This is a genomic window from Roseateles sp. SL47, from assembly GCF_026625885.1.
GTDB lineage: Bacteria > Pseudomonadota > Gammaproteobacteria > Burkholderiales > Burkholderiaceae_C > Roseateles.
The window spans coordinates 5,415,124-5,435,428 of sequence record NZ_CP113068.1; the positions used below are offsets into that span (position 1 = coordinate 5,415,124).

The 20,305-nt window shown below is 64.4% G+C and carries 18 protein-coding genes; 6 read left to right on the forward strand and 12 right to left on the reverse strand.

The annotated features are described in order from the left end of the window. Positions 1 to 6: 6 nt before the first annotated feature. The 6 genes from OU995_RS23470 to OU995_RS23495 all read right to left on the reverse strand — a co-directional run bounded on the left by OU995_RS23470 (position 7) and on the right by OU995_RS23495 (position 8,072). On the reverse strand, positions 7 to 447 hold the full coding sequence (locus tag OU995_RS23470) for a type II toxin-antitoxin system YafO family toxin (RefSeq protein ID WP_267832577.1): 441 nt from the start codon (positions 445 to 447) through the stop codon (positions 7 to 9). Continuing rightward, on the reverse strand, positions 444 to 671 hold the full coding sequence (locus OU995_RS23475) for a hypothetical protein (RefSeq protein WP_267832578.1): 228 nt from the start codon (positions 669 to 671) through the stop codon (positions 444 to 446). The genes OU995_RS23470 and OU995_RS23475 overlap by 4 nt, the downstream gene beginning before the upstream one ends. A 213-nt stretch (positions 672 to 884) precedes the next feature. Then, positions 885 to 2,282, reverse strand: coding sequence for a TolC family protein (locus tag OU995_RS23480; RefSeq protein WP_267832579.1), 1,398 nt, complete (start codon positions 2,280 to 2,282; stop codon positions 885 to 887). 220 nt (positions 2,283 to 2,502) lie between these two features. Next, complete coding sequence (locus OU995_RS23485) at positions 2,503 to 3,711, reverse strand: HlyD family efflux transporter periplasmic adaptor subunit (RefSeq protein WP_267832580.1); 1,209 nt, start codon at positions 3,709 to 3,711, stop codon at positions 2,503 to 2,505. After that, positions 3,638 to 6,163: a type I secretion system permease/ATPase gene (locus OU995_RS23490; protein WP_267832581.1), complete on the reverse strand. Its 2,526-nt coding sequence runs from the start codon at positions 6,161 to 6,163 to the stop codon at positions 3,638 to 3,640. The genes OU995_RS23485 and OU995_RS23490 overlap by 74 nt, the downstream gene beginning before the upstream one ends. Before the next feature lie 19 nt (positions 6,164 to 6,182). Next, positions 6,183 to 8,072: an acetylglucosamine transferase gene (locus tag OU995_RS23495; protein ID WP_267832583.1), complete on the reverse strand. Its 1,890-nt coding sequence runs from the start codon at positions 8,070 to 8,072 to the stop codon at positions 6,183 to 6,185. 551 nt (positions 8,073 to 8,623) lie between these two features. Here OU995_RS23495 and OU995_RS23500 point away from each other — a divergent pair. Continuing rightward, a complete protein-coding gene (locus OU995_RS23500; protein WP_267832584.1) occupies positions 8,624 to 9,175 on the forward strand; it encodes a hypothetical protein in 552 nt (183 codons plus the stop codon). A 50-nt stretch (positions 9,176 to 9,225) separates the two neighbouring features. Here the strand turns inward: OU995_RS23500 and OU995_RS23505 are convergent, their stop codons facing one another. Then, the gene (locus OU995_RS23505) at positions 9,226 to 9,729 is read right to left on the reverse strand and encodes a DUF1993 domain-containing protein (protein WP_267832586.1); all 504 of its coding nucleotides are present in this window, start codon (positions 9,727 to 9,729) and stop codon (positions 9,226 to 9,228) included. Between the two features lie 156 nt (positions 9,730 to 9,885). Here OU995_RS23505 and OU995_RS23510 point away from each other — a divergent pair, with 156 nt between their 5' ends. Continuing rightward, on the forward strand, positions 9,886 to 10,893 hold the full coding sequence (locus OU995_RS23510; RefSeq protein ID WP_267832589.1) for a D-2-hydroxyacid dehydrogenase family protein: 1,008 nt from the start codon (positions 9,886 to 9,888) through the stop codon (positions 10,891 to 10,893). 362 nt (positions 10,894 to 11,255) lie between these two features. Here OU995_RS23510 and minE read toward each other — a convergent pair whose 3' ends face one another. From minE to minC, 3 genes are all read right to left on the reverse strand, one after another. Continuing rightward, positions 11,256 to 11,513 carry a cell division topological specificity factor MinE gene (minE, locus tag OU995_RS23515; protein ID WP_058934595.1) on the reverse strand — a complete coding sequence of 86 codons (258 nt, stop codon included), beginning with the start codon at positions 11,511 to 11,513 and terminating at the stop codon, positions 11,256 to 11,258. Positions 11,514 to 11,531: 18 nt separating this feature from the next. After that, complete coding sequence (gene minD, locus OU995_RS23520) at positions 11,532 to 12,344, reverse strand: septum site-determining protein MinD (protein WP_267832592.1); 813 nt, start codon at positions 12,342 to 12,344, stop codon at positions 11,532 to 11,534. Positions 12,345 to 12,409: 65 nt separating this feature from the next. Further along, positions 12,410 to 13,258 (reverse strand): septum site-determining protein MinC, encoded by an 849-nt coding sequence (minC, locus tag OU995_RS23525; protein ID WP_267832593.1) that lies wholly within the window; start codon positions 13,256 to 13,258, stop codon positions 12,410 to 12,412. A 713-nt stretch (positions 13,259 to 13,971) separates the two neighbouring features. Here minC and OU995_RS23530 point away from each other — a divergent pair. The 4 genes from OU995_RS23530 to OU995_RS23545 all read left to right on the forward strand — a co-directional run bounded on the left by OU995_RS23530 (position 13,972) and on the right by OU995_RS23545 (position 18,386). Further along, on the forward strand, positions 13,972 to 15,003 hold the full coding sequence (locus OU995_RS23530; RefSeq protein ID WP_267832594.1) for a bile acid:sodium symporter family protein: 1,032 nt from the start codon (positions 13,972 to 13,974) through the stop codon (positions 15,001 to 15,003). Positions 15,004 to 15,066: 63 nt separating this feature from the next. Further along, positions 15,067 to 17,112 (forward strand): methionine--tRNA ligase, encoded by a 2,046-nt coding sequence (gene metG / locus OU995_RS23535; protein ID WP_267832596.1) that lies wholly within the window; start codon positions 15,067 to 15,069, stop codon positions 17,110 to 17,112. 91 nt (positions 17,113 to 17,203) lie between these two features. After that, on the forward strand, positions 17,204 to 17,407 hold the full coding sequence (locus tag OU995_RS23540) for a DUF3460 family protein (RefSeq protein WP_267832597.1): 204 nt from the start codon (positions 17,204 to 17,206) through the stop codon (positions 17,405 to 17,407). A 97-nt stretch (positions 17,408 to 17,504) separates the two neighbouring features. After that, on the forward strand, positions 17,505 to 18,386 hold the full coding sequence (locus OU995_RS23545; RefSeq protein ID WP_420714757.1) for a segregation and condensation protein A: 882 nt from the start codon (positions 17,505 to 17,507) through the stop codon (positions 18,384 to 18,386). A gap of 318 nt (positions 18,387 to 18,704) precedes the next feature. Here the strand turns inward: OU995_RS23545 and OU995_RS23550 are convergent, their stop codons facing one another. Beyond that, the gene (locus OU995_RS23550; protein WP_267832598.1) at positions 18,705 to 19,448 is read right to left on the reverse strand and encodes a response regulator; all 744 of its coding nucleotides are present in this window, start codon (positions 19,446 to 19,448) and stop codon (positions 18,705 to 18,707) included. A 370-nt stretch (positions 19,449 to 19,818) separates the two neighbouring features. Next, positions 19,819 to 20,271, reverse strand: coding sequence for a MaoC family dehydratase (locus OU995_RS23555; protein WP_267832599.1), 453 nt, complete (start codon positions 20,269 to 20,271; stop codon positions 19,819 to 19,821). Between the last annotated feature and the right edge of the window lie 34 nt (positions 20,272 to 20,305).

Below are 20,305 nucleotides of genomic sequence, written 5' to 3' on the forward strand. Positions count from 1 at the left end.
ACTGCGCTACCGCGAGCGTGCCCGACGCTGCATCAAGGCGCTGACGGCCCCCGCGCCACCAAGACAGAACGCTTCCGCCACTTCGGTCCAATCGCCCAGCTTCTTTGCCTGCGCCGGCTTCCACATGTCGTGGGCTCCAGGATCCCCCACGATGTCAATCAACAGGTAGCCGTGCGCGAGCGAATCGACGTAGAAAAGGTTGCGGTCACTCGTACCTCGGAATCTCCACCTCTCCAGGGACTCGGGATCCGTCAGCGTCGGATGGAGGTGGACATGGGACAAGTCACGTTCCGTCTTGTTCCTACCGAACATTGCATGGGGATTCGGTTTGCCCGCAGCGGCCCAATCCAAGAACGAGGCTTTAAACGTTTGATGACCACTCGGTGCCAGTCCGTCCAGTTTGTCCTTCAAGGCCATGGACATCAGGACGGGCCGATGGAGATTCATTCGATATCGAACACCCCGGAGACGGCAGCCCCCCACGTCAAGCGCTCGGGATGGGCGTCCATGGCAGCGACCAAGGCATGTTCAGCATCGGAGAGCGTCGGTGCAGAGTCGGTGGGCGCCCCCTGGCCCCTAGCGGAGGCGCTCACACTCAAGCGCTCCGCACGCAGCGCGGCGCGGCCCACGGGGCTCGAGAATGGTGAATCGAACTTGGAGAACTTGGGCATCACAACTCCGCTGGTCGGTGGCTTCGACGCGATCAAAGCCGAAGGGAGCGAAACAAGCTGAGATTTTAGGTTCTTCGGCCCTGGGCTGCTGCAGAACTTGGTGTCGGCCGCAGCTTCTACCCGAACACCGGCACAAGTTGTTGATTTTTAAGGGGTTCAGATGTCAAACGACACCACCCGCACCTGTCCAACAGGTGCCAGCACCCGCCGCGCTCACCGCAACGGCGTCACCACCCCACGCCCCTGGGACCAGATGATGGCCACCACCTGCTGGGCGTCGTACAGCGCATTCACATGGCTGATCCGCATGGAGTAGTAGTCGCCTTCGGCTGCCATCACATCAAACAGCGAGCGCTTGCCCAGCTGCTGCCATTGCTGCAGCGTGAAGCCCCGAACCCGGTCGCTGTTGCGCAGGATCTCCACAATCCGCCGCGCACGGTCCAGGGACGACTGCGCCGCTTCATACATCTCCTGCACGCGGTAGCGCTTGGCTTCGATGGTGTCATCGCGCTGCATCGAGGCTGCCTGCGCCCGGCGTCGCGCGGACGTCAAGGCTGAATCAGCCCCCGGCTGCACGATGGGAATATTGACCTGGACACCACCGATCCACTCGTTCTGCTTGGACTGGCCCACGGTGGCAATGCCCTGCACCAGCAGGCTCACGCTGGGCTGTTGCCCGGCGCGCACCGATTCGGCATAACTGCGTTGGGCCTGCGCTGTGGCCGCGGCCTGCGACACATCAGCGGACACCAGCACATCCGCCAGCGCTTCATTCAGATCCGGCAGACGCGCCAGCACCGAACTCATCGCCGCCGGCCGCGGCAATTCATCGCCCACATACCGGCGCAGCCGGACCTCGGTCTGGCGCAATGCAGACACGGTCTGCTCATACGACAGATCCGCCTGCTGCAGGCTCTTTTGCGCCTGCACCAGTTCGCTTGCACGCCCCCGGTCGGCCTTGGTGATGATCTCCAGCGCCTCGACCAGGCAGGCCATCTTGCGGGTGTATTGGCCGTAGACCTGCGCCTGCAGCTGATAACGGCCCCGGTCCAGCGCCAGCGTCACCGTCTGCAGCGCCACCTGCTCTTCGGCGCTGCTCTGGCTGTAGCGGGCGGCTTCGGCCAGTTGCGCACGCCATTCGGTCAGCTTGGTGATGCGGCCAGAGTCATACAGCGGCGCCGTGACATTCAGCGTGCCCCGCCCCTGCAAGCCGGAGCTGCGCCCCGCCGGGCCTTCGCCGGGAATCTGGGTGCCCACATGCGCGCCGGTCATCCCCAGGTTGACCGTGGGCAGGCGCTGCGCTTTCGCTTCGGCCAGATCGGCCTCGGCAGACTGGGCCAGCAACCGGCTGGCACCAATGGAGTTGCTGCGTTCCAGCGCCCGCTGGACCATCTCCTGCAACTGCGCGCGCGGATCGGCCGAGCCGGTTTCCAGCAAGGCCGCATCCCGCACGGCCGAGGACGACTGCGGCAACGAGCCGTCATCGCTGCAGCGGCTCGGAGGCGGATCTTGTGCCCAGGCCGAAGGCACCAGACCGGCGGTCAGCGCAAGCGCCACAGGAGCGCTGATTGAATGGCGCCGCAGGCCCCGGCGCAGAGTCGATTGAGTCATGGTCACGCGAACTGCAAGCAATTTCCCATGCCTCTACTGGACCACGCCCGGTCCCGCCCAAAGCCCCGATAAGCAGCCAAACCCCGGCCCTCTTCCACGCTCATGCGCCCTGCGTTCCCACGCAGGTGGTGCCGGACTGTCCCGCACCCCTCCCCGGCCCGTCACCGCCGTGTCGCAAGACCTGCGTTCAAACGTAAAAACAGCCGCCAAGGGCGCCGCATTAACGCTCCCGCAGGGCCTCCTGCGACTTCAGCATCGGCCGCAGAAGGTAGCTCAGCACCGAGCGCTCGCCGGTGCGGATCTCCAGCATTGCCGTCATGCCGGGGATCACCGGCAGCGGCTCACCCTTGAGCTTGATGTCCACCCGCTCCGCCGCCACGATGACGCGGTAGTAGGTGCCTTCTCCGTTCTTCTCGGTCTCACCCAGCGCATCCGGGCTGATGTATTCGATCTTGCCGTGCATGCCACCGTTGACGTTGAAGTCATAGCCGTTGACCTTCACCACGGCCGCCTGGCCGACCTGCAGGAAACCGATGTCCTTGGGCTTGATGCGCGCCTCCACCATCACCCGCGCGCCCATGGGGACGATCTCCATGATGGCCGCGCCGGAGGCCACCGCGCTGCCGACGGTGTTCATCTTGATGTTCTTGACGAAGCCCTTCACCGGCGACTTCAAGACGGTGTGCTGCAAGGCATCACGGCGCACCACCATCTGCTCATCGATCTGCGCCAGCTCGGTCTGCACCCGCGACAGGTCGGAGCTGGCCTCCTGACGGAAGCGGCTCACCCGCTCATTGCGCTGCTGCTGCAGCTCATTCACCTGCCGGTTCAGCCGCATCACTTCCACGTTGGACATCAGCCCCTTGGCCGACATGTCCTGGGCCATCTTCAGCTCCGACGACAGCAAACCAATGCTGCGGTTGAAGCTGGAGACCGCCTCCTCCAGCACGCGGCGGCGGGTGTCGAAGACTTCGGATTCACTGTCCACCAGCCGCTGCACCTGCTGCACTTCGACGGGGAACTTCAGCGGGATGCCCAGGGCTTCGGCCCGCAGGCGAGACACCTGCGCCATCAGCCCCAGCCGCTTGACCTGGCTCTCGTTCTGGGCGGCTTCGGCGCGTGTCGGATCCAGCTCGGCCAGCGGCTGGCCGGCCTCCACTTCCTCGCCTTCACGCACCAGCAGCTTGCTCAACACTCCGGTTTCCACACTCGTGACCACCTGCTCCTTGCCGTCTGGCACGACGCGAGCGTCGCTGCGGGTGAGCTCATCCACCGTGGCCAGGGATGACCACGTGATGCCCACCAACAGCACGATGGCCAGGAGGTACAGCACCCACACGGCTTTGGGCAGCGGCTCATCCATCAGCGCCGCCTGGACGCTGCTGACGAAAAGGTTGTCCTCGCGGGACAAGGCGCGTTGCTGGGACATGCTCGACTTCCTGCTCACCCAGCCGTTCAGACGGCCGCGTTACGCTGCACCGGCTGGGCCGCCGGATGCATGTGAACCGTGCCAGCCGTTCCATGGCCCCCCTGCGCGGCCTGGCCGGCCTGGGCCGGTGCGGCGCCCCCTGGCCGCCCGGCGCTGCAGCCTGGCCGGGCGCTCCAGCCGGACGCACGCCGGACAGGGCTGCCAGCACCTGGTCACGCGGGCCATCCATCACCAGACGCCCGCTGTCCACCACCAGAATGCGTGACACCAGCTCCAGCACCGCCGGGCGGTGGGTCACCATCACCAGCGTGCAGTCGCCCGCCGCATCGCGCAGCTGGCGCAGGAAGGCGATTTCGGACTGCGCATCCATCGAGCTGGTCGGCTCATCCATCAGCAGGATCTGCGGCCGGGTGACCAGGCTGCGTGCCAGCGCCACCAGTTGCCGCTGGCCGCCAGACAGCAGCCCGCCCATTTCCCCGACCGGCAGGTCCCAGCCCATCGGATGGGTGGCAATCACACGGTCCAGGCCGGTGAGCTTGGCCACCTCCACCAGTCGCTGGGCATCCACATGGCGGCCCATCAGCACGTTGTCTCGCAAGGTGCCGTGGAAGAGCCGCGGCTCCTGCGACACAAACCCCACCTTGCTGCGGAACTCGGCCGGATCCACCTGGCGCAGATCGATCCCATCCACCTCCACCATGCCTTCGGTCGGTTGGTACAACCCCGCCAGCATGCGCAGCACGGTCGACTTGCCACTGCCGATGCGGCCCAGAATGGCAATGCGTTCACCGGGCTGGATGCGCAGCGTGACATTGCGCAGCACCTTGGGCGACTGAGCGTCGCCCTGCGCCGGATAACTGAAGCCGACATCGGTCAGGCCCATGCGGCCGGTGATCTGGGTGAGCGGCACATAGTTACGCTGGGATTCCCGCTCGGTCGGCGCACTCATCACCGAGTTCAGCGACAGCATTGCCGCCCGCGCCCCCTGATAGCGGGTGGCCAGGCTGACCAGGCTGTTCAGCGGCATGGTCGCGCGGCCGGCAAACATCACGGCGCCAATCAGGGCGCCGGCGGTGATGGCACCATCGCCAATCAGATACACGCCCCACACCAGCATCACCAGATTGATGAGCTGCTGCATGGTCATGGAGATGTTCATGCTCCAGCTGGACATGGTGCGCGCCCGCAGCGCGGACTCGGCCACGATGGCGGTGCTCTGCTCGTAACGGCGCAGGAATCGGCCCTCGGCGCCGGAGGTCTTCAGATCCTCCAGGCCTTCCAGCGCTTCCACCAGCGTGCCATGCAGGTCGGCGGCCTCGGTCATGTTGGTTCGCATGGCGCGACGCAGGTAGCCCTGGATGGCCAGGCTCATGCCCAGCATCAGCGGAATCGCCGCCATCAGCACCCAGCCCAGCGGCCCCCCCACGACGAAGGTCATGGCCACGAAGATGACGATGAACGGCAGGTCCGTCAGGGCCGACATCGTGGCCGAGGTGAAGAAGTCCCGCACCACTTCCACCTGGGCCAGATAGTGGGCATAGGACCCGGCGGAGGCCGGCTTGTGTTCCATGCGCACGCCCAGCGTCTGGCGGAACAGCTTGGCGCCGATGATCAGGTCGGTCTTGCGGCCGGCCAGGTCGATGAGGTGGCTGCGCAGCTGGCGCGAGAACATGTCAAACAGCAGCGCCAGGCCGGCCCCCACCGCCAGCGTCCAGAGCGTGACATAGGCCTGGTGCGGAATGACCTTGTCGTAGATCACCGAGGTGACCAGGCCGGACACCAGCATCAGGACATTGCTCAGCAGCGCCGCCAGCATGGCCGAGCGGTAATACGGAACAAACCGCCGCAAGGTGCCCCACAGCCAGTGCTTTTCCGGCTGCAGCAGCGGCGGTTCACCGGCCAGCGGTTTGGCCTGCGACTGCTCCTGCGGTGTCACCGCCAGGATGAAACCGCTGTATTCCTGGTCCAGCTCGGAGGCGGGGGCCACGCAACTGGCGGCCTCCGGGCCGGGGAAGACCACCTCATACCGGGTGGCGCTGCCCGACTCTGCATCGTCCAGGCGGCGGACCAGCACGCAGGCATCACCGCCGTTGAGCAGCAGCACGGCGGGCAGCAGCAGCGGGTTGATTTCGTCAATGCCCTTGCGCAACAGGCCGGCGTTGTAACCGGCCTCCCGCATCAGGCGGATGGCCTGGTCCGGGCTGAGCTGGCCCTCGACGGGCGCCCCCGCCCGCAGCGATTCCGGGGAGCGGGCCCGGCCATGGTGCTGGGTGAGCCAGGCCAGGCAGTGCAGCAGCGGGTCGATGGCCGGCTGGCCTGCCAGGCCGGCCAGGGGGTCCTGTGGCTCTTCGGGCATGCCAGGCGCGCGCTGCCCATCCTCGGCGGCCAGGCGCAGGCCGGGGCGGCGTGCGCGCTGGTCACCGTCGAAGAAAGGGTCGTGCGGCCGGCTCATAAGGGGGATCGTGGATCAATCAGGCGCGATGGGCCAGTGTTAATTGCTCGAATTCGCGCTCAATGTCACGAACAATCTGCGGCACGTTGAATAGTTCGCTGTTGCGACCCTCATCCCGCAGGTAACGCTTGTAGGACCGCGCCCGCCCGGGGTTCCGGCCGATCTGGATGGCGCGCTCTTCATACTCCTGCAGCGAGAAGGTGATGAGGTCGGGCAGGCCCACGGCCGTCAACAGGCTGCCGCACATGCGGGAGATGTAGCTGCGGCCGGACCGGGTGAGGATGGGCGTGCCCATCCACAGGCAGTCGCTGGCCGTGGTGCCGGCGTTGTAGGGGAAGGTGTCCAGCACCAGGTCCGGCAAGGTGAAACGGGCCAGGTAGTCCGGTGGCGCCACCCGGGGCGCAAAGATCAGCCGTGCCGCGTCCACCCCGGCCGCTTCGGCTTCCCGTCGCAGATTGGCCTTGGCCCATTCGTTGTCCGCCAGCAGCCACAGGACACTCCCGGGCACACCCCGCAGGATGCGCATCCAGGCGCCGAACATCTCGGCATTCATCTTGTGGTTGTTGTTGAACGAGCAGAAGACAAAGGCGTCCTCGGGCAGCTCATACTGCGCCCGGGTGGGTGGGGCCCCCACCTCGCGCCGGCGGTCGCTGACCTGGTAGCAATGCGGCAGGTAGATCGGCGTTTCGCTGCAGTAGGGCAGGTATTCCGGCGGCATCACAAAACGGTCCGCGATGATCCAGTCCACACCCGGCAGCAAGGAGGTGGCCGGCAGACCCAGGTAACTCACCTGCACCGGCGCGGCCCGGTAGGCCAGGATGTTGGGCCGGGCACCGCTGGTCAGGCCCTGCAGGTCCACCAGCACATCGATGCCAGTCTGGGCAATCAGCTTGGCGGCGTTGGTGTCGTCCATGGCGTTGATGCGCCAGACCTTGTCGAACGACTGCAGCAGACGGCGGCGCAGCGGCGTGCCGTCTTCACGACTCCAGCAGAAGGCGTGGACTTCGAATTTCTCCCGGTCATGCAGCTCATACAGCTCGGCGGTGAGCAGCCCCACCGCATGCATGCACAGATCCCCGGAGAGGTAACCGATGCGAATCTTGCCCCCCTGCTGGCGCGCCGCCACCGAGGCTGGATGGCGCCACAGTGGTGCCTCCTTGGGGCGGGTGACCTTTTCCAGGACAAAGCGCTGGGCGGCCCCCATCTGCAGGGCGGGATCATCCGTGGCGCTCAAGGTGGCCAGCAGCGAGGTGGCCAGCAACAGGGCATTGTGGGTGACCTCGCCAAATGGCTGGTAGACCGGCCATTTGCACTGCTTCTGGCGGATGTGCACGTAGTGCTGCATCACATCGGTCTGGTCCGGCTTGAGCGTCAGGCTGCGCACCATCAGCGCCTCGGACTCCTCATACCGACGCTGCAGTTCCAGCAGCCGGGCGGCATTGTTGAGGGCATGGGTGCGCAGGCCCAGCAGGTCGGCACCCAGGGCCTCCATGGGGCCTTCGTGGTCGTAGACGCCCCGCCAGGCGGCCAGGGCTTCTTCCACCCGTTGCTGATGTTCCAGCTGGTGGCCCAGGTTCAGACGCGCCTGGGCAAAGGTGGGGCTGATGGCCAGCGCCTGGTGATACACCTGCTCGGCCTGCTGGTGCTGCTGGACGTTGCCCAGCACCGTGCCCCAGTTGTAGAGCGCCACCAACCGGCTGGCCGGGGGATGACCGTCCACGCCCAGCCAGGCTTCGTACAGCGCCGCAGCGGCCTGACCGAGTTGCCGGTTCTGCAGGAAGTTGGCCCGGTCCATCAGCTCGGGCAGCGGCAGGCTGCCGTCACGGGCGCGTTGGATCCATTGCGCCCATTCCGGGGCCAGCTCAGCGGGAACGCTCAGTTGCTGCATGCGGTTGGAGGCTAGGTCCATAGAAGGGCTCGGTGAAGAACAGGGGCGACTCGGGCAGGCACGGAGGCCCCCTGTCAGGATTGTGAACGCCTATGAGGATTTTGAAACGAATCAATTGGCGGGGGCTCACCGGCCATTTCAAGACGCTCATCCGCCCCTCCAGCCGATGCCCACGCCCCCCAGTTGATGCCAGGACAATCCCCGTGGCCTGCCCCACTCCCCCACCAACGACCTCGCATTCAGCCTGGGCCCGTGCCCCGAAGGCAGCACACCGTTCGCCCCATCCGCACACACCCCATCCACCCAACGCCCACGTCGTTCACCGGGTCCCAAAGCGTCAGATCCGCTGTCACAAACCGCTGATTCAATCTGATATCGGCCATCCAAATGCCAACTTGAGCACGAAATGCAGGCGGGACGACGGCCTTTTTGACGCATGAATGGAGTCGCCGGCTCGACACAATCGGCTCGCGATCCAGGCCCACAGAGGACCGGACGCCGCGCGAGCGGGCCCACAGGCAGGCCCGGGGACGTCGAGGGACGCGCGAGACACCAAGCCGGCGGTCAGACACATGAAGGCGAAGTCTTGTTGGGATGATCAGGAAACCCATGCGGCCGGTTCCGCATGGTTGCTGGAAGATGTCGGGGCTGAAGAGGCCGAAGTGGGGGCCGAAGCAGGGACCGAAGCAGGGACCGAAGCGTCGGCCCTCGCACCGGAAGGCGTCGCTTCCAGGCGGGCGGGTCCGTCCACCTTATTGCGGCGACGCAGCGGTGACTCGATTTTCCAGAGCCTGATGCGGCTGTGGCCACGCGAGGGCCGGCGGCCCGACGCCAGCAGCCGCACCATGGCACGGTTGCGGTCCGCCTTTCGGGGCAGCATTTCCGACCTGCTGCAGGAAGCCCTTGCCCGCGACGATGGGGTCAGCCAGGAGCGGCTGGAGGCCGTGCTCCGCCACATCGTGCACAGCAGCCATCCGGAGGACCTGTGGCATCTGCGTGCGCTGGTCTACACCGAGGTCGCACGGGCTCGTAGCCAGGCGGAGGCGGAGCGCCGGCTGGCGCTGCTGACGGCGCAGTTCGACTGGAGCCGCGGCCGGCTCAAGCTGTGGATGGGCCGCGGCTGATGCGTCCGGCAGGGCCCGATCACCGGACCCCGCCTGCCAGACTCATCCGCTCAGCGGCTGCCCAGGAAGTCCATCTTGCCCAGTGGCACGCCGGCATGGCGCAGCAGCGCATAAAGCGTCGTGGCATGGAAATACAGATTGGGCGTGGCGAAGAAGCGCAGGAAGTCCTCGCCGTTGAACTTCAATGGGTCGCCCTGGCGGCGCGGCACGCTCACCTCGCGCTGCTCGCTGCCGTTGATCTGCTCGGGCTGGAAGCCCTTGAGGAAGTCCCGGGTCTTCTGCAGGCGGGCCAGCAGGTCGTCCAGGGTGGCTTCGGTGTCGGCCCAGCTCGGCACGTCCTGGCCGGAGAGGCGGCACACAGCGCCCTTGGCGCCATCGCTGGCAATCTGGATCTGGCGGGGCAGCGGCAGCATGTCCGGCGCCAGGCGCAGCGTCAGGTAGACGGATTCGTCGAAGCCCTTGGCCTTGGCGTGATCGCGTGCGATGCCGATCCAGGTCTGCATGCTGCCAAGCATGCGATCAAACACCGGCACGGTGGCGGTGAACATGTCCATGAAGAAATCTCCTTGTCGATTGCAGAGCGGCTGGCCGGGATGCGAAGCCGACGAACCGGCGGGGATGCTATCCGCTGTTCGCATCTGTTGCATTGACTCCAACGAACAGCCTTGGGACTGCACCGTAGACGCGGTTAGGATCGGAGCCGCACGCCTATGAACATCATCATCCTCGACGATTACCAGGACGCCGTGCGCAAGCTGCCTTGCGCCGCCAAGCTGGACGCGCTGAACGCCAAGGTCTTTACCAATACGGTCAAGGGAATCGGTCAGCTATCGGTACGGTTGCGGGACGCCGAAGTGCTGGTGACCATCCGCGAACGGACGCAATTTCCACGTCAACTGCTGGAAAAACTGCCGAAGTTGAAGCTGATCTCCCAGACCGGCCGGGTGGGCAAGCACATCGACCTGGACGCCTGCACGCGGCTGGGCATTGCAGTGGCCGAAGGCGGCGGCTCCCCCATCGCCCCGGCCGAGCTGACCTGGGCGCTGATCATGGCGGCCATGCGGCGGCTGCCGCAGTACATTTCCACGCTCAAGCATGGGGTGTGGCAGCAGTCGGGGCTCAAATCCGCCTCCATGCCCCCCAATTTCGGCCTGGGCATGGTGTTGCGCGGCAAGACCCTGGGCATCTGGGGCTACGGCAAGATCGGCCAGATGGTGGCCGGTTACGGCAAGGCCTTCGGCATGCAGGTGATGGTGTGGGGCAGCGAAAGCTCTCGCCTGCGCGCGCAGGCGGACGGCCATCTGGCGGCCGACAGCCGGGAAGCCTTCTTTGAACAGGCGGACGTGGTGAGCTTGCATTTGCGGCTGGCGGATGCCACCAACGGCATCGTGACGGCGGAAGACCTGGCCCGGATGAAACCGACCTCGCTGTTTGTGAACACTTCGCGGGCGGAACTGGTGGCGGACGGGGCACTGGTCTCCGGTCTGAATCGCGGACGGCCCGGCATGGCAGCGGTGGATGTTTTTGAAAGCGAGCCGATCCTGCAGGGGCATCCGCTGCTGCGGCTGGAGAACGCGGTCTGCACGCCCCACATCGGTTATGTGGAGCTGGACAGCTATGAGATGTACTTCGACTCGGCCTTCGACAACGTGCTGAACTACATCGCCGGCACGCCGACAAACATCGTCAATCCGGATGCGTTGAAGGTGTTGCGCTAAACGGATCGGGGCAATCCCGGCGGCGGCAGTCGCCGGGCGGTTGCATCTGCGACGGTTGCATCTGCGGCGCTTGCTTCCGTGGTGCTTGCATCCGTGGTGCTTGCTTGCGCAGCGCTTGGTTCCGCGGCGCTTGCATCACGCAAGCGACGGGCCTCCCGGCACGGCCGCCTGTCGTCCGCTGTTTGCCCCCCTGCCCCTGGTGCGGTCAGTGTGGGGACACGGCGGTCAGCGCCAGCAGGGCCGGCAGCGCCTTGAACGACCGTCAGCGCCCGCCGGGTGCGGATGAGCGCCCAGGGCACTGATTGGCACTGATTGGCACTGATTGGCACTGATTGGCGCCGATCGGCGCTGACCGACGCCGATCAGCGCTTCTCCGGCAGTTCGATCTTCACCTCCAGCACCTCCAGATCATCCTGGCGCTCCATATGCACCTTGATGTCGTCCGGATTGATGGAGACATATTTGGAAATGACCGCGAGCAGCTCCCGCTGCAATTGCGGCAGGTAGTCAGGGCTGGCACTGCGGCCATTGCGTTCGTGGGCGAGGATCAGTTGCAGCCGCTCTTTCGCGACACTGGCAGTGCTTTTCTTCTCGCCCAGGAAGAAGGACATGAATCCCATGATCTCTCCCGGTGGATGTCAGCGGCTGAACAAACGTTTGAAGAAGCCGGGTTTGACCGCCTCCACAAAACGCATGGGCTTGTCTTCTCCCAGGAAGCGTGCCACCACATCGACATAAGCCTCGGACACGTCCGAGCCCTTCATGTGGATGGCCGGCAGGCCCTGGTTGGAAGCCTGCAGCACGATTTCGCTTTCCGGGATCACACCGATCAGCGGCGTGCGAAGGATCTCGTGAATGTCCTCCAGCGACAGCATCTGGCCGCCTTCCACGCGATTGGGGTTGTAGCGGGTGATCAGCAGATGTTCCTTCACCGGCTCCTTGCCCTCGATCGCCCGTTTGGTCTTGCTGTTGAGCATGCCCAGGATGCGGTCGGAATCGCGCACCGACGACACCTCGGGGTTGGTCACCACCAAGGCCTCGTCCGCATAGTGCATGGCCATCAGCGCACCAGTCTCGATGCCGGCCGGCGAGTCACAGACGATGTAGTCGAACTCCATCGCCTTAAGCTCTTCCAACACACGCTCCACGCCTTCCTGCTTGAGGGCGTCCTTGTCGCGGGTCTGGCTGGCGGCCAGGATGTAGAGCTTGTCGAGCTGCTTGTCCTTGATGAGGGCCTGGCTCAGTTTGATCTCGTCGTTGATGACATTGATCAGGTCATACACCACGCGACGCTCACACCCCATGATGAGGTCGAGATTACGCAGGCCGACGTCGAAATCGATGACGGCGGTCTTGTAGCCGCGCATCGCCAGCCCGGTGGCAAAACTGGCGCTGGTGGTGGTCTTGCCCACGCCACCTTTGCCGGAAGTCACCACAACGATCTTGGTCATGGGTCAGAGTCCTTTCAGTGAGTCGGTCGCCGTGTTTGCAGCGTGATATTGCAGCCTGATGCGGGTCATTGGGGCAACGGGTCCATCAACAGCTTTTCACCGTCCAGGCGCACCATGGCGGCCTTGCCTCGGACGTTGTCAGGCAATGGGTTTTCGGTGGTGCGGTAGATGCCCGCAATGGCAATGAGTTCCGCCTCCAGGCACTGCGCGAAGATGCGGGCGTCGGTGTTGCCGCGTGCCCCGGCAATTGCCTTGCCACGTAGCGGCGCATAGATGTGGATATTGCCGTCGGCAATCACTTCGGCCCCGTGATTCACCAGCGCCAGGACCACCAGGTCGGCGCCCTTGGCATAGACCTGCTGGCCGGAGCGCAATGGCTTGTCGACAAAGACGGTGCGGGCTTCGGTCATCACCGCCACTTCGACCTGACGCTCCACCACCACTTCCTTGATGACCTGCTGCACAACGGTTTCCACCCTCGGCTCGGGCCGGGCCACCGGCGCGGCCGCTTCGGGCGCTTCGGCCAGGCCCAATGCAGCCGCCTGGGCCAGCTCGGCCTCATTGGCACCCACCACGCCCACCGGTTGCAGGCGGTGCTGCCGCAGCAGGGGCAGCAAGGTGGCCAGATCCAGGCGTGGGCCGGCGGGAGCGGTGTCGGCCTCCGTCCCCTCTTGAGCCTGCGGCGGCGGCAGCTGGCTCAGGTCCAGCAGCAGCGGGTCGTGATGGAAGGCATCGGGCGTTTCCCCGAGCCTTGCGGTCAGCGAATGCGCCAGCGCCGCCATGTCGGCGCTCTTCAGCACCAGCGAGAGCAGGCTCAGCGAGGCGCTCTTCAGTTCAAAGAGATCCGGCGACTTGCCGGCCGTAGCGGAACGAGCCGCCGTGGTGTCTGTGGTTCCCGCCAAAGCCTGCGCCATGAAAGAGGTCAATGCGATAACAAAGTGGCGGATTTTAGCGGTGCCGCCCACCTGAACTTTCAGGGTCCTCACGGGGCGGGTGGCCCCGCCCCCCTGCGTGGGGCGATCCGGCACTGCCACATCTTGCAGCAAAGCAGTCAAAGGCGAGGCCTGACAACAACTTGCAGGTGTCATCGCCAGACAGCCCACATGGTTGTCCACAGCGGAGGTGGACATCACAGGGGCCGAGGGTCGCCCATTCTGGGTTCAGGCACCACCTGTCAAGCCAAAAATCAGCAGGCAGGGGGTTGACTTATCCCCACTTGCAAGGTCCAGACATATCTCGCGCCTCGCGGGGGACAAGCGTTGCCGGCCGCCGCCAGGGCGAATCTAAGTCATTGATTCATATAGACGAAACCGCATCGCTCGAAAATGAGGCAACCAACCTACACCCACGATCAATCAAGGGTTTAGAGGCAGGCACACAAGGTTTCCCACACATTTATCCACAGGCTCAGTGGATAGGTCGGAGACCCTTTCAAAATCAAGGCGTTACGGGTCAGCCTTGAACACATTTCGAAGTCATTCACGCCCACGTCCGCGCCAGCCGCGTCCCCTGCGGTCGGCCAATGTGCGGCAGGCGGTTGTCATTTTTGCGCGCGATGTTCGCACTCGATGCCTGGAAGGTTCATGACGCGACCAATGGCCCGAATGGAACCGCTAGAGTGCGGCGCATGAGTTCAGCTGCAACATTTGGCGCGCGTCTGCGCAAGGAATGGTTTTTACTCGCCCTGGTGGGTGCGGTGGGCTTGGCCAGCGCCTGGCCGGACCTCGGGCGCAGCGGCGGCTGGCTGCGCCTGGACCTGGTGAGCAACTGGGGGGTGGCGCTGGTGTTCTTCCTCACGGGGCTGGGCCTGTCGGCCACGGCCTTGCGGGACGGGGCCATGAAGTGGCGCGTACACCTGCTGGTGCAGTTGAGCACCTATGCGCTCTTTCCGCTGCTGTGGTGGGGCTTCATGGCGCTATTCAGCCGCTGGCTGCCGCAAGACCTGGCGCTGGGTTTTGCCTACCTGTGCGCCCTACCCTCCACCATTTCCTCCTCTGTCGCGATGACGGTGCTGGCCCGTGGCAATGTGCCTGCCGCCATCTTCAATGCAAGCGCCTCCAGCCTGCTGGGCATCGTGCTCACGCCCGCGCTGGTGAGCCTGATGTCGGGCGCCAGCGGCGCGGCCCTGCCTTTTGGCGAGGCCGTGTGGAAGCTCACCCAGTTGCTGTTGCTGCCGCTGGTGGCCGGCCAATTGTTGCGACCGCTGCTGCTGGGATTCCATCAGCGCCACAAGTCCACCCTGTCGCTGGTGGACCGCTGGGTGATCATCCTGCTGGTGCTGTCGGCATTCAGCGATTCGGTCGCCTCCGGCCTGTGGCGGGACCACGGCGCCGAACTGCTGGTGAAGGCGGCGGCTGGCGCAGCCTTCTTCCTGGGGGTGGTGGTGGTGCTCACACGGATGGTGGCCCGCTGGATGGGGATGCCGGTCGAAGATGAGATCGCCGCCGTGTTCTGCGGATCAAAGAAGACCCTGGCGTCCGGGGTGCCGATGGCCAAATTGCTGTTCGGCGCCCATCCGGCGGTGGGGGTGATCGTCCTGCCCATCATGTTCTACCACCAGTTGCAGCTCATCCTGTGCTCCTGGATGGCGCAGCGTTATGCGGCTCGGACGATGCACGCCCCCCGGACGGATGCCCCCGCGCAACAAGCGGCCCGCTGACGCCTAGAATCACTGGTTTCCCAGCGCTGTACCAACCAGGCAGTCGAACCCCGACTTTTCGCCATGACCCGCAAGCTATTTGTCACCACCGCCCTGCCCTACGCCAATGCGAATTTCCACATTGGCCACATCATGGAGTACACCCAGGCTGACATCTGGGTGAGGTTCCAGCGAATGATGGGCCACGAGGTGCATTTCGTCTGCGCGGACGATGCCCATGGCGCGCCGATCATGATCTCGGCAGAAAAGGCCGGCAAGACGCCGCAGGAGTTCGTGGCCGGTATTGCAGCGGGCCGCCGCCAATATCTGGATGGCTTCCACATCAGCTTTGACAACTGGAGCTCCACCGACAGCCCGGAGAACCATGCGCTGTCCAAGGAGATCTACAAGTCGCTGCGGGCCAATGAGCTGATTTCGGTGAAGACCATCGAGCAGTTCTTCGACCCTCAAAAGTCGATGTTCCTGCCCGACCGGTTCATCAAGGGCGAATGCCCGAAGTGCGGAGCCAAGGACCAATATGGCGACTCCTGCGAGGTCTGCGGCGCGGTCTACACGCCCACCGAGCTGAAGAATCCGTTCTCGGTGCTGACCGGTGCCACGCCGGTGATGAAGAGTTCGGAGCACTATTTCTTCCGCCTGTCCGACCCGCGCTGCGTGGAATTCCTGGAGCAATGGACCCAGACGCCGGGCCGCCTGCAGGGCGAAGTGCTCAACAAGATCAAGGAATGGTTCACCAAGGATGAAGAAGGCAATGGGGGCCTGGGCGACTGGGACATCAGCCGTGACGCCCCCTACTTCGGCATCGAGATTCCTGATGCGCCGGGCAAATACTTCTATGTGTGGCTGGATGCGCCGATCGGCTATCTGGCCTCGCTGAAGAACTACTTCGAGAAGACCGGTCGTGATTTCGATGCCTTCCTGGCCGACGAATCGACCGAGCAGGTGCATTTCATCGGCAAGGACATCACCTACTTCCACACGCTGTTCTGGCCGGCCATGCTGCATTTCAGTGGCCGCAAGACGCCCAACCATGTGTTCGTGCATGGCTTCCTCACCATCCATGGTGGCGAGAAGATGAGCAAGAGCCGGGGCACCGGGCTGGATCCGCTGAAGTACCTGAGCCTGGGCATGAATGCCGAATGGCTGCGCTACTACCTGGCCGCCAAGCTCAACAGCAAGGTGGAAGATGTGGACTTCAACCCCGAGGACTTTGTCGCCCGGGTGAATTCCGATCTGGTGGGCAAGTACATCAACATTGCCAGCCGGGCCGCCGGGTTCCTGTCCAAGCGCTTTGGTGGCCAGTTGTCGGGCGACGTCGGTGTGGAAGGCCGCACCTTGCTGGATGGCCTGCGCGCGCACAAGGGCCAGATCGTGGAGCTTTATGAGACCCGCGAGTTTGGCAAGGCGCTGCGTGAAATCATGCTGCTGGCAGACCGTGTCAACGAGTATGTGGACCAGAACAAGCCCTGGGAACTGGCGCGCCTGGAGGGCAAGGATCAGGTGCTGCAGGATGTCTGCACCGTCTGCATCGAAGCCTTCCGTCTGCTGAGCATCTATCTGAAGCCGGTTCTGCCGGCGCTGGTGGCGCAGGTGGAGAACTTCCTGCAGGTGGCGCCGATGCGCTTTGACGATGCGGACCGCGCGCTGGGCCACCATCGCATTGGCGTGTATGAGCATCTGATGCAGCGGGTAGACCCCAAGCTGCTGGAAGCCCTGTTCGAGCCACCGGCGCCGCCGAAGGTGACGCCCGGCGGCGAAGACCTCGCGCCGGAAATCAAGATCGACGATTTCAGCAAGGTGGACCTGCGCGTCGCGAAAATCGTGAAGGCGGAACTGGTGGAAGGCTCGGACAAATTGCTGCGCCTGACGCTGGATGCCGGTGAAGGCCGCTTGCGCAATGTGTTCAGCGGCATTCGCAGCGCCTACAAGCCCGAACAGCTGGAAGGCAAACTGACGGTGATGGTGGCCAATCTGGCCCCGCGCAAGATGAAGTTCGGCGTGTCGGAGGGCATGGTGCTGGCCGCCAGCCATGCCGACGAAAAGGCGCATCCCGGCATCTTCGTGCTGGAACCCTTCCCGGGTGCTTTGCCCGGCATGCGCATCCGCTGATCCCTGACCGCGTCCCGTCGGCGCCGCCCACCCGGGCGGCCCGGCCCTTACAATCCGGCAGTTCTTTCTGCCATTCACCTGCCCCTACGCCATGCCGCTCTTCTGGAAGCCCTACAAGTCCGACGTCACGCAGTTCATTGAACAGCTGAAGGCCCAGAAACCGACGCTGGAAGCCGAGCAACGCGCTGGCCGCGGCCTGCTGTGGGACCGCCCGATCGACCGTCAGGCGCAGTCGGAATACCGCGATGCCCGCGTGGAACAGCAGCCCTACGTCTATCAGACCAAATCGGAATGAGCGGACGGTGCGGACACTCCAGGTCCGCGCATGTTTCGTCGCCATTCCGTCTGTCGTGCATGCCCATGACGCCCATGGCCCCACGGCCTGAGTCGCGGTGAGCGACCAACCCGAGCACCACACCCCGATTGCCCTGCCGGACCCGCCGGCCGAGGCAGGCGTCGCCGCCACAACACCAGAAACGGTGGACAACGTGGCAGTGGCGCGGCTCTACGGGGAGCCTCTGTTCACGCTCCCCCAAGACCTCTACATCCCGCCGGATGCGCTGGAGGTGTTCCTGGAAGCCTTCCAGGGCCCCCTGGATCTGCTGCTCTATCTGATCCGCAAGCAGAACTTCAACATCCTCGACATTCCACTGGCAGAGGTGACTCGTCAGTATCTGAGCTATGTGGAGCAGATTCGTCGGCACAACCTGGAGTTGGCGAGCGAGTATCTGTTGATGGCGGCGATGCTGATCGAGATCAAATCGCGGATGCTGCTGCCCCCGAAAAAATCGGACGACGGTGCAGAGCCCGAAGACCCCCGGGCAGAATTGGTGCGGCGGCTGCTGGAATACGAGCAGATGAAGCAGGCCGCGCTGCGGCTGGATCAGTTGCCCGTGCTGGGACGAGATTTCCTGCGGGCGCAGATCCACATCGAACAGTCATTGGCGCCGCGACTGCCCGAGGTGCATGTGGACGACCTGCGGGCCGCCTGGGCGGATCTGATGCGCCGCGCCAAGCTGAATCAGCATCACAAGATCACGCGGGAACAGTTGTCGGTCCGTGAATACATGAGCCATCTGCTGCGGAAGCTGCAGGGGCAGAAGTTCGTGGAGTTCGAGGATCTGTTCGAGCTGGACCGGGGGCCGCAGGTGCTTGTGGTCAGCTTTATCGCCATGCTGGAGTTGTCGCGGGAGCGGCTGCTGGAAATCACCCAGGCGGAGGCGTTTGCGCCGATTTACGTGCGGTTGACGTATGAGGTGGCGGCGAGGGCTTGAGGGCTTGAGAGGGGCGGGGCGGGGCGGGCGCTCGAAAGCCGATGGCCGGGGCCCCTTTTCTCCATGTCATTCCTGCCCGGCTCCGCCGGGCATTCCCTTCTTTACTTCCGAAAAGGGGCCCCGGCCATCGGCTTTCTCGGACCGAGCACGCCGGGGGAGAACACGGCTGAGGCAAAGAATGACTGCGAACCTGAGGCAGGAAACTGCAGGCGGCAAACAAGAGGCCGCGAGCAAGGGGCAGCGGGAGGGTCTGAGGGAGAGAGTCTGAGGGATGGGGCAGAGGGTGAGCCTCAGAGGAAAAGGCTCAGCGGAGGAGAATCAGCGGAAAGTCGTGAACGCCGCATTCGGCTGGCGTTGCACCATCTGACCGACGGCCAGAACCGCTTGCGTCCGGGAACTGACACCCAAAGCCTTCAAGACCGCTGCCACATGGTCCTTAATGGTTTCCACCGACACGCCCAGCTCTCGCGCAATGATCTTGTTGGGTTTGCCCTGCAGCAGCAGCGCCAGCACATCGGTCTGGCGTGGCGTGAGTTGCAACCCCTCCAGGCCCGTGGTGGTCTGGTAACCGGCCTGGGAGGCCAAGGCATGCACCTGCTGCAGCTTGTCCGCCATGGTCACCGGGCCCGCCACATGCGGGGCCACTTCCACCGGTTCCGGCGCTTCGCTGCCCAAGGACATGGGAGGCACATAGATGCCGCCGGACATCACCAGCTTCAGCGCCTGGGCCAGCACTTCATTGCTGGTGCGCTTGGGAATGAAACCCATCGCCCCCTGGTCAATCGCACGGATCACATCACTGGCACGGTCCGACGCCGAGATGACCACCACAGGCAGCGACGGGTACTGCGCCCGGAACTCTTCCAGGACATCAAAACCACTGGCATCGCCCAGGTTCAGATCCAGCAGCACCAGATCGAAATCCTGCCGGGCCTTGAGCGTGTCGCGGGCCTGAGCGGCGCTGTCCGCCCCCAGTACCTGCACGTCTTCGCCCAGGCCTTGGATGACGGTCTGCAGCGCGGCCAGGATCAAGGGATGGTCGTCGATCAGCAGAACCCTCACGCGTATCTCTCCTCATTCATGCCTGTCGGCAGGACAACTGTGCACACCGGGCGCTAGCCCCATGGAAGGCGCGATCATAGGCGTGGCGTTCTTCATAGGCACTCCCCCTTACGGTGGCTTCATGGGTGACGAAAAGTTCTCTAATAGAACATATTTCCGCTGCACAAGCGTTGCGTTACAAGAGAGACAAAAGCGTTGCGGACGCCGGATTGAAATCGGTGGGGTTCCGTGGGTGACGAGACGTTTTGCGCGCTGATCGCCCTCTTTCTGGCTGCACCTCTCGCCCAGTTGTGTGTCGCCTTTGTAAAGACCATGGCAACCAGACGCCGCCGCCGGTCGCGTGAACCCACCGATCGGTATTGATGGGGGATCAGCGGTACTGGCGGGTGATCGATTCCGCCACACACACCGGCTTACCGCCGCGTTCGGTCTCCACCGTGACCTCCACCAGCAATTGCAAACCGCCGTCCACCGGGTCGGCGCGCTTGAGCACAAATCGCCCCCGCAAGCGGCTGCCCACCGGCACAGGCGCCGGAAAACGCACCCGGTCCAGGCCGTAGTTCAGGCCCATGCGCGTTTCCCGCACACAAAAGCCCGTCTCAAAGAAACGCGGGAGCAGGCTGAGCGTGAGAAAGCCATGCGCCACCGGTCCGCCAAAGGGCCCCTGCGCCGCCCGCTCCGGGTCCGTATGGATCCACTGCCGGTCTTCGGTGGCCTCGGCAAAGGCGTTGATCCTGGCCTGGTCCACCTCCACCCAGTCGGACAGGCCAATCTCCTGGCCCACCAGCGGGGGAAGCTGGTCCAAGGTGTCAAACATGCGCATGCGGGTCTCCTGATTGAATGCAGGCACCCGGACG

What these genes read in the sequence shown, in the direction of transcription:
- OU995_RS23490 (WP_267832581.1), bottom strand. Translation starts at nt 6,163, where the DNA reads ATGAGCCGGCCGCACGACCCTTTCTTCGACGGTGACCAGCGCGCACGC.
- metG (WP_267832596.1), top strand. Translation starts at nt 15,067, where the DNA reads ATGACCCGCAAGCTATTTGTCACCACCGCCCTGCCCTACGCCAATGCG.
- OU995_RS23530 (WP_267832594.1), top strand. Translation starts at nt 13,972, where the DNA reads ATGAGTTCAGCTGCAACATTTGGCGCGCGTCTGCGCAAGGAATGGTTT.
- OU995_RS23500 (WP_267832584.1), top strand. Translation starts at nt 8,624, where the DNA reads ATGAAGGCGAAGTCTTGTTGGGATGATCAGGAAACCCATGCGGCCGGT.
- minD (WP_267832592.1), bottom strand. Translation starts at nt 12,344, where the DNA reads ATGACCAAGATCGTTGTGGTGACTTCCGGCAAAGGTGGCGTGGGCAAG.
- minE (WP_058934595.1), bottom strand. Translation starts at nt 11,513, where the DNA reads ATGGGATTCATGTCCTTCTTCCTGGGCGAGAAGAAAAGCACTGCCAGT.
- OU995_RS23505 (WP_267832586.1), bottom strand. Translation starts at nt 9,729, where the DNA reads ATGGACATGTTCACCGCCACCGTGCCGGTGTTTGATCGCATGCTTGGC.
- OU995_RS23480 (WP_267832579.1), bottom strand. Translation starts at nt 2,282, where the DNA reads ATGACTCAATCGACTCTGCGCCGGGGCCTGCGGCGCCATTCAATCAGC.
- OU995_RS23495 (WP_267832583.1), bottom strand. Translation starts at nt 8,072, where the DNA reads ATGGACCTAGCCTCCAACCGCATGCAGCAACTGAGCGTTCCCGCTGAG.
- OU995_RS23555 (WP_267832599.1), bottom strand. Translation starts at nt 20,271, where the DNA reads ATGCGCATGTTTGACACCTTGGACCAGCTTCCCCCGCTGGTGGGCCAG.
- OU995_RS23475 (WP_267832578.1), bottom strand. Translation starts at nt 671, where the DNA reads ATGCCCAAGTTCTCCAAGTTCGATTCACCATTCTCGAGCCCCGTGGGC.
- OU995_RS23540 (WP_267832597.1), top strand. Translation starts at nt 17,204, where the DNA reads ATGCCGCTCTTCTGGAAGCCCTACAAGTCCGACGTCACGCAGTTCATT.
- OU995_RS23485 (WP_267832580.1), bottom strand. Translation starts at nt 3,711, where the DNA reads ATGTCCCAGCAACGCGCCTTGTCCCGCGAGGACAACCTTTTCGTCAGC.
- minC (WP_267832593.1), bottom strand. Translation starts at nt 13,258, where the DNA reads ATGGCGCAGGCTTTGGCGGGAACCACAGACACCACGGCGGCTCGTTCC.
- OU995_RS23510 (WP_267832589.1), top strand. Translation starts at nt 9,886, where the DNA reads ATGAACATCATCATCCTCGACGATTACCAGGACGCCGTGCGCAAGCTG.
- OU995_RS23470 (WP_267832577.1), bottom strand. Translation starts at nt 447, where the DNA reads ATGAATCTCCATCGGCCCGTCCTGATGTCCATGGCCTTGAAGGACAAA.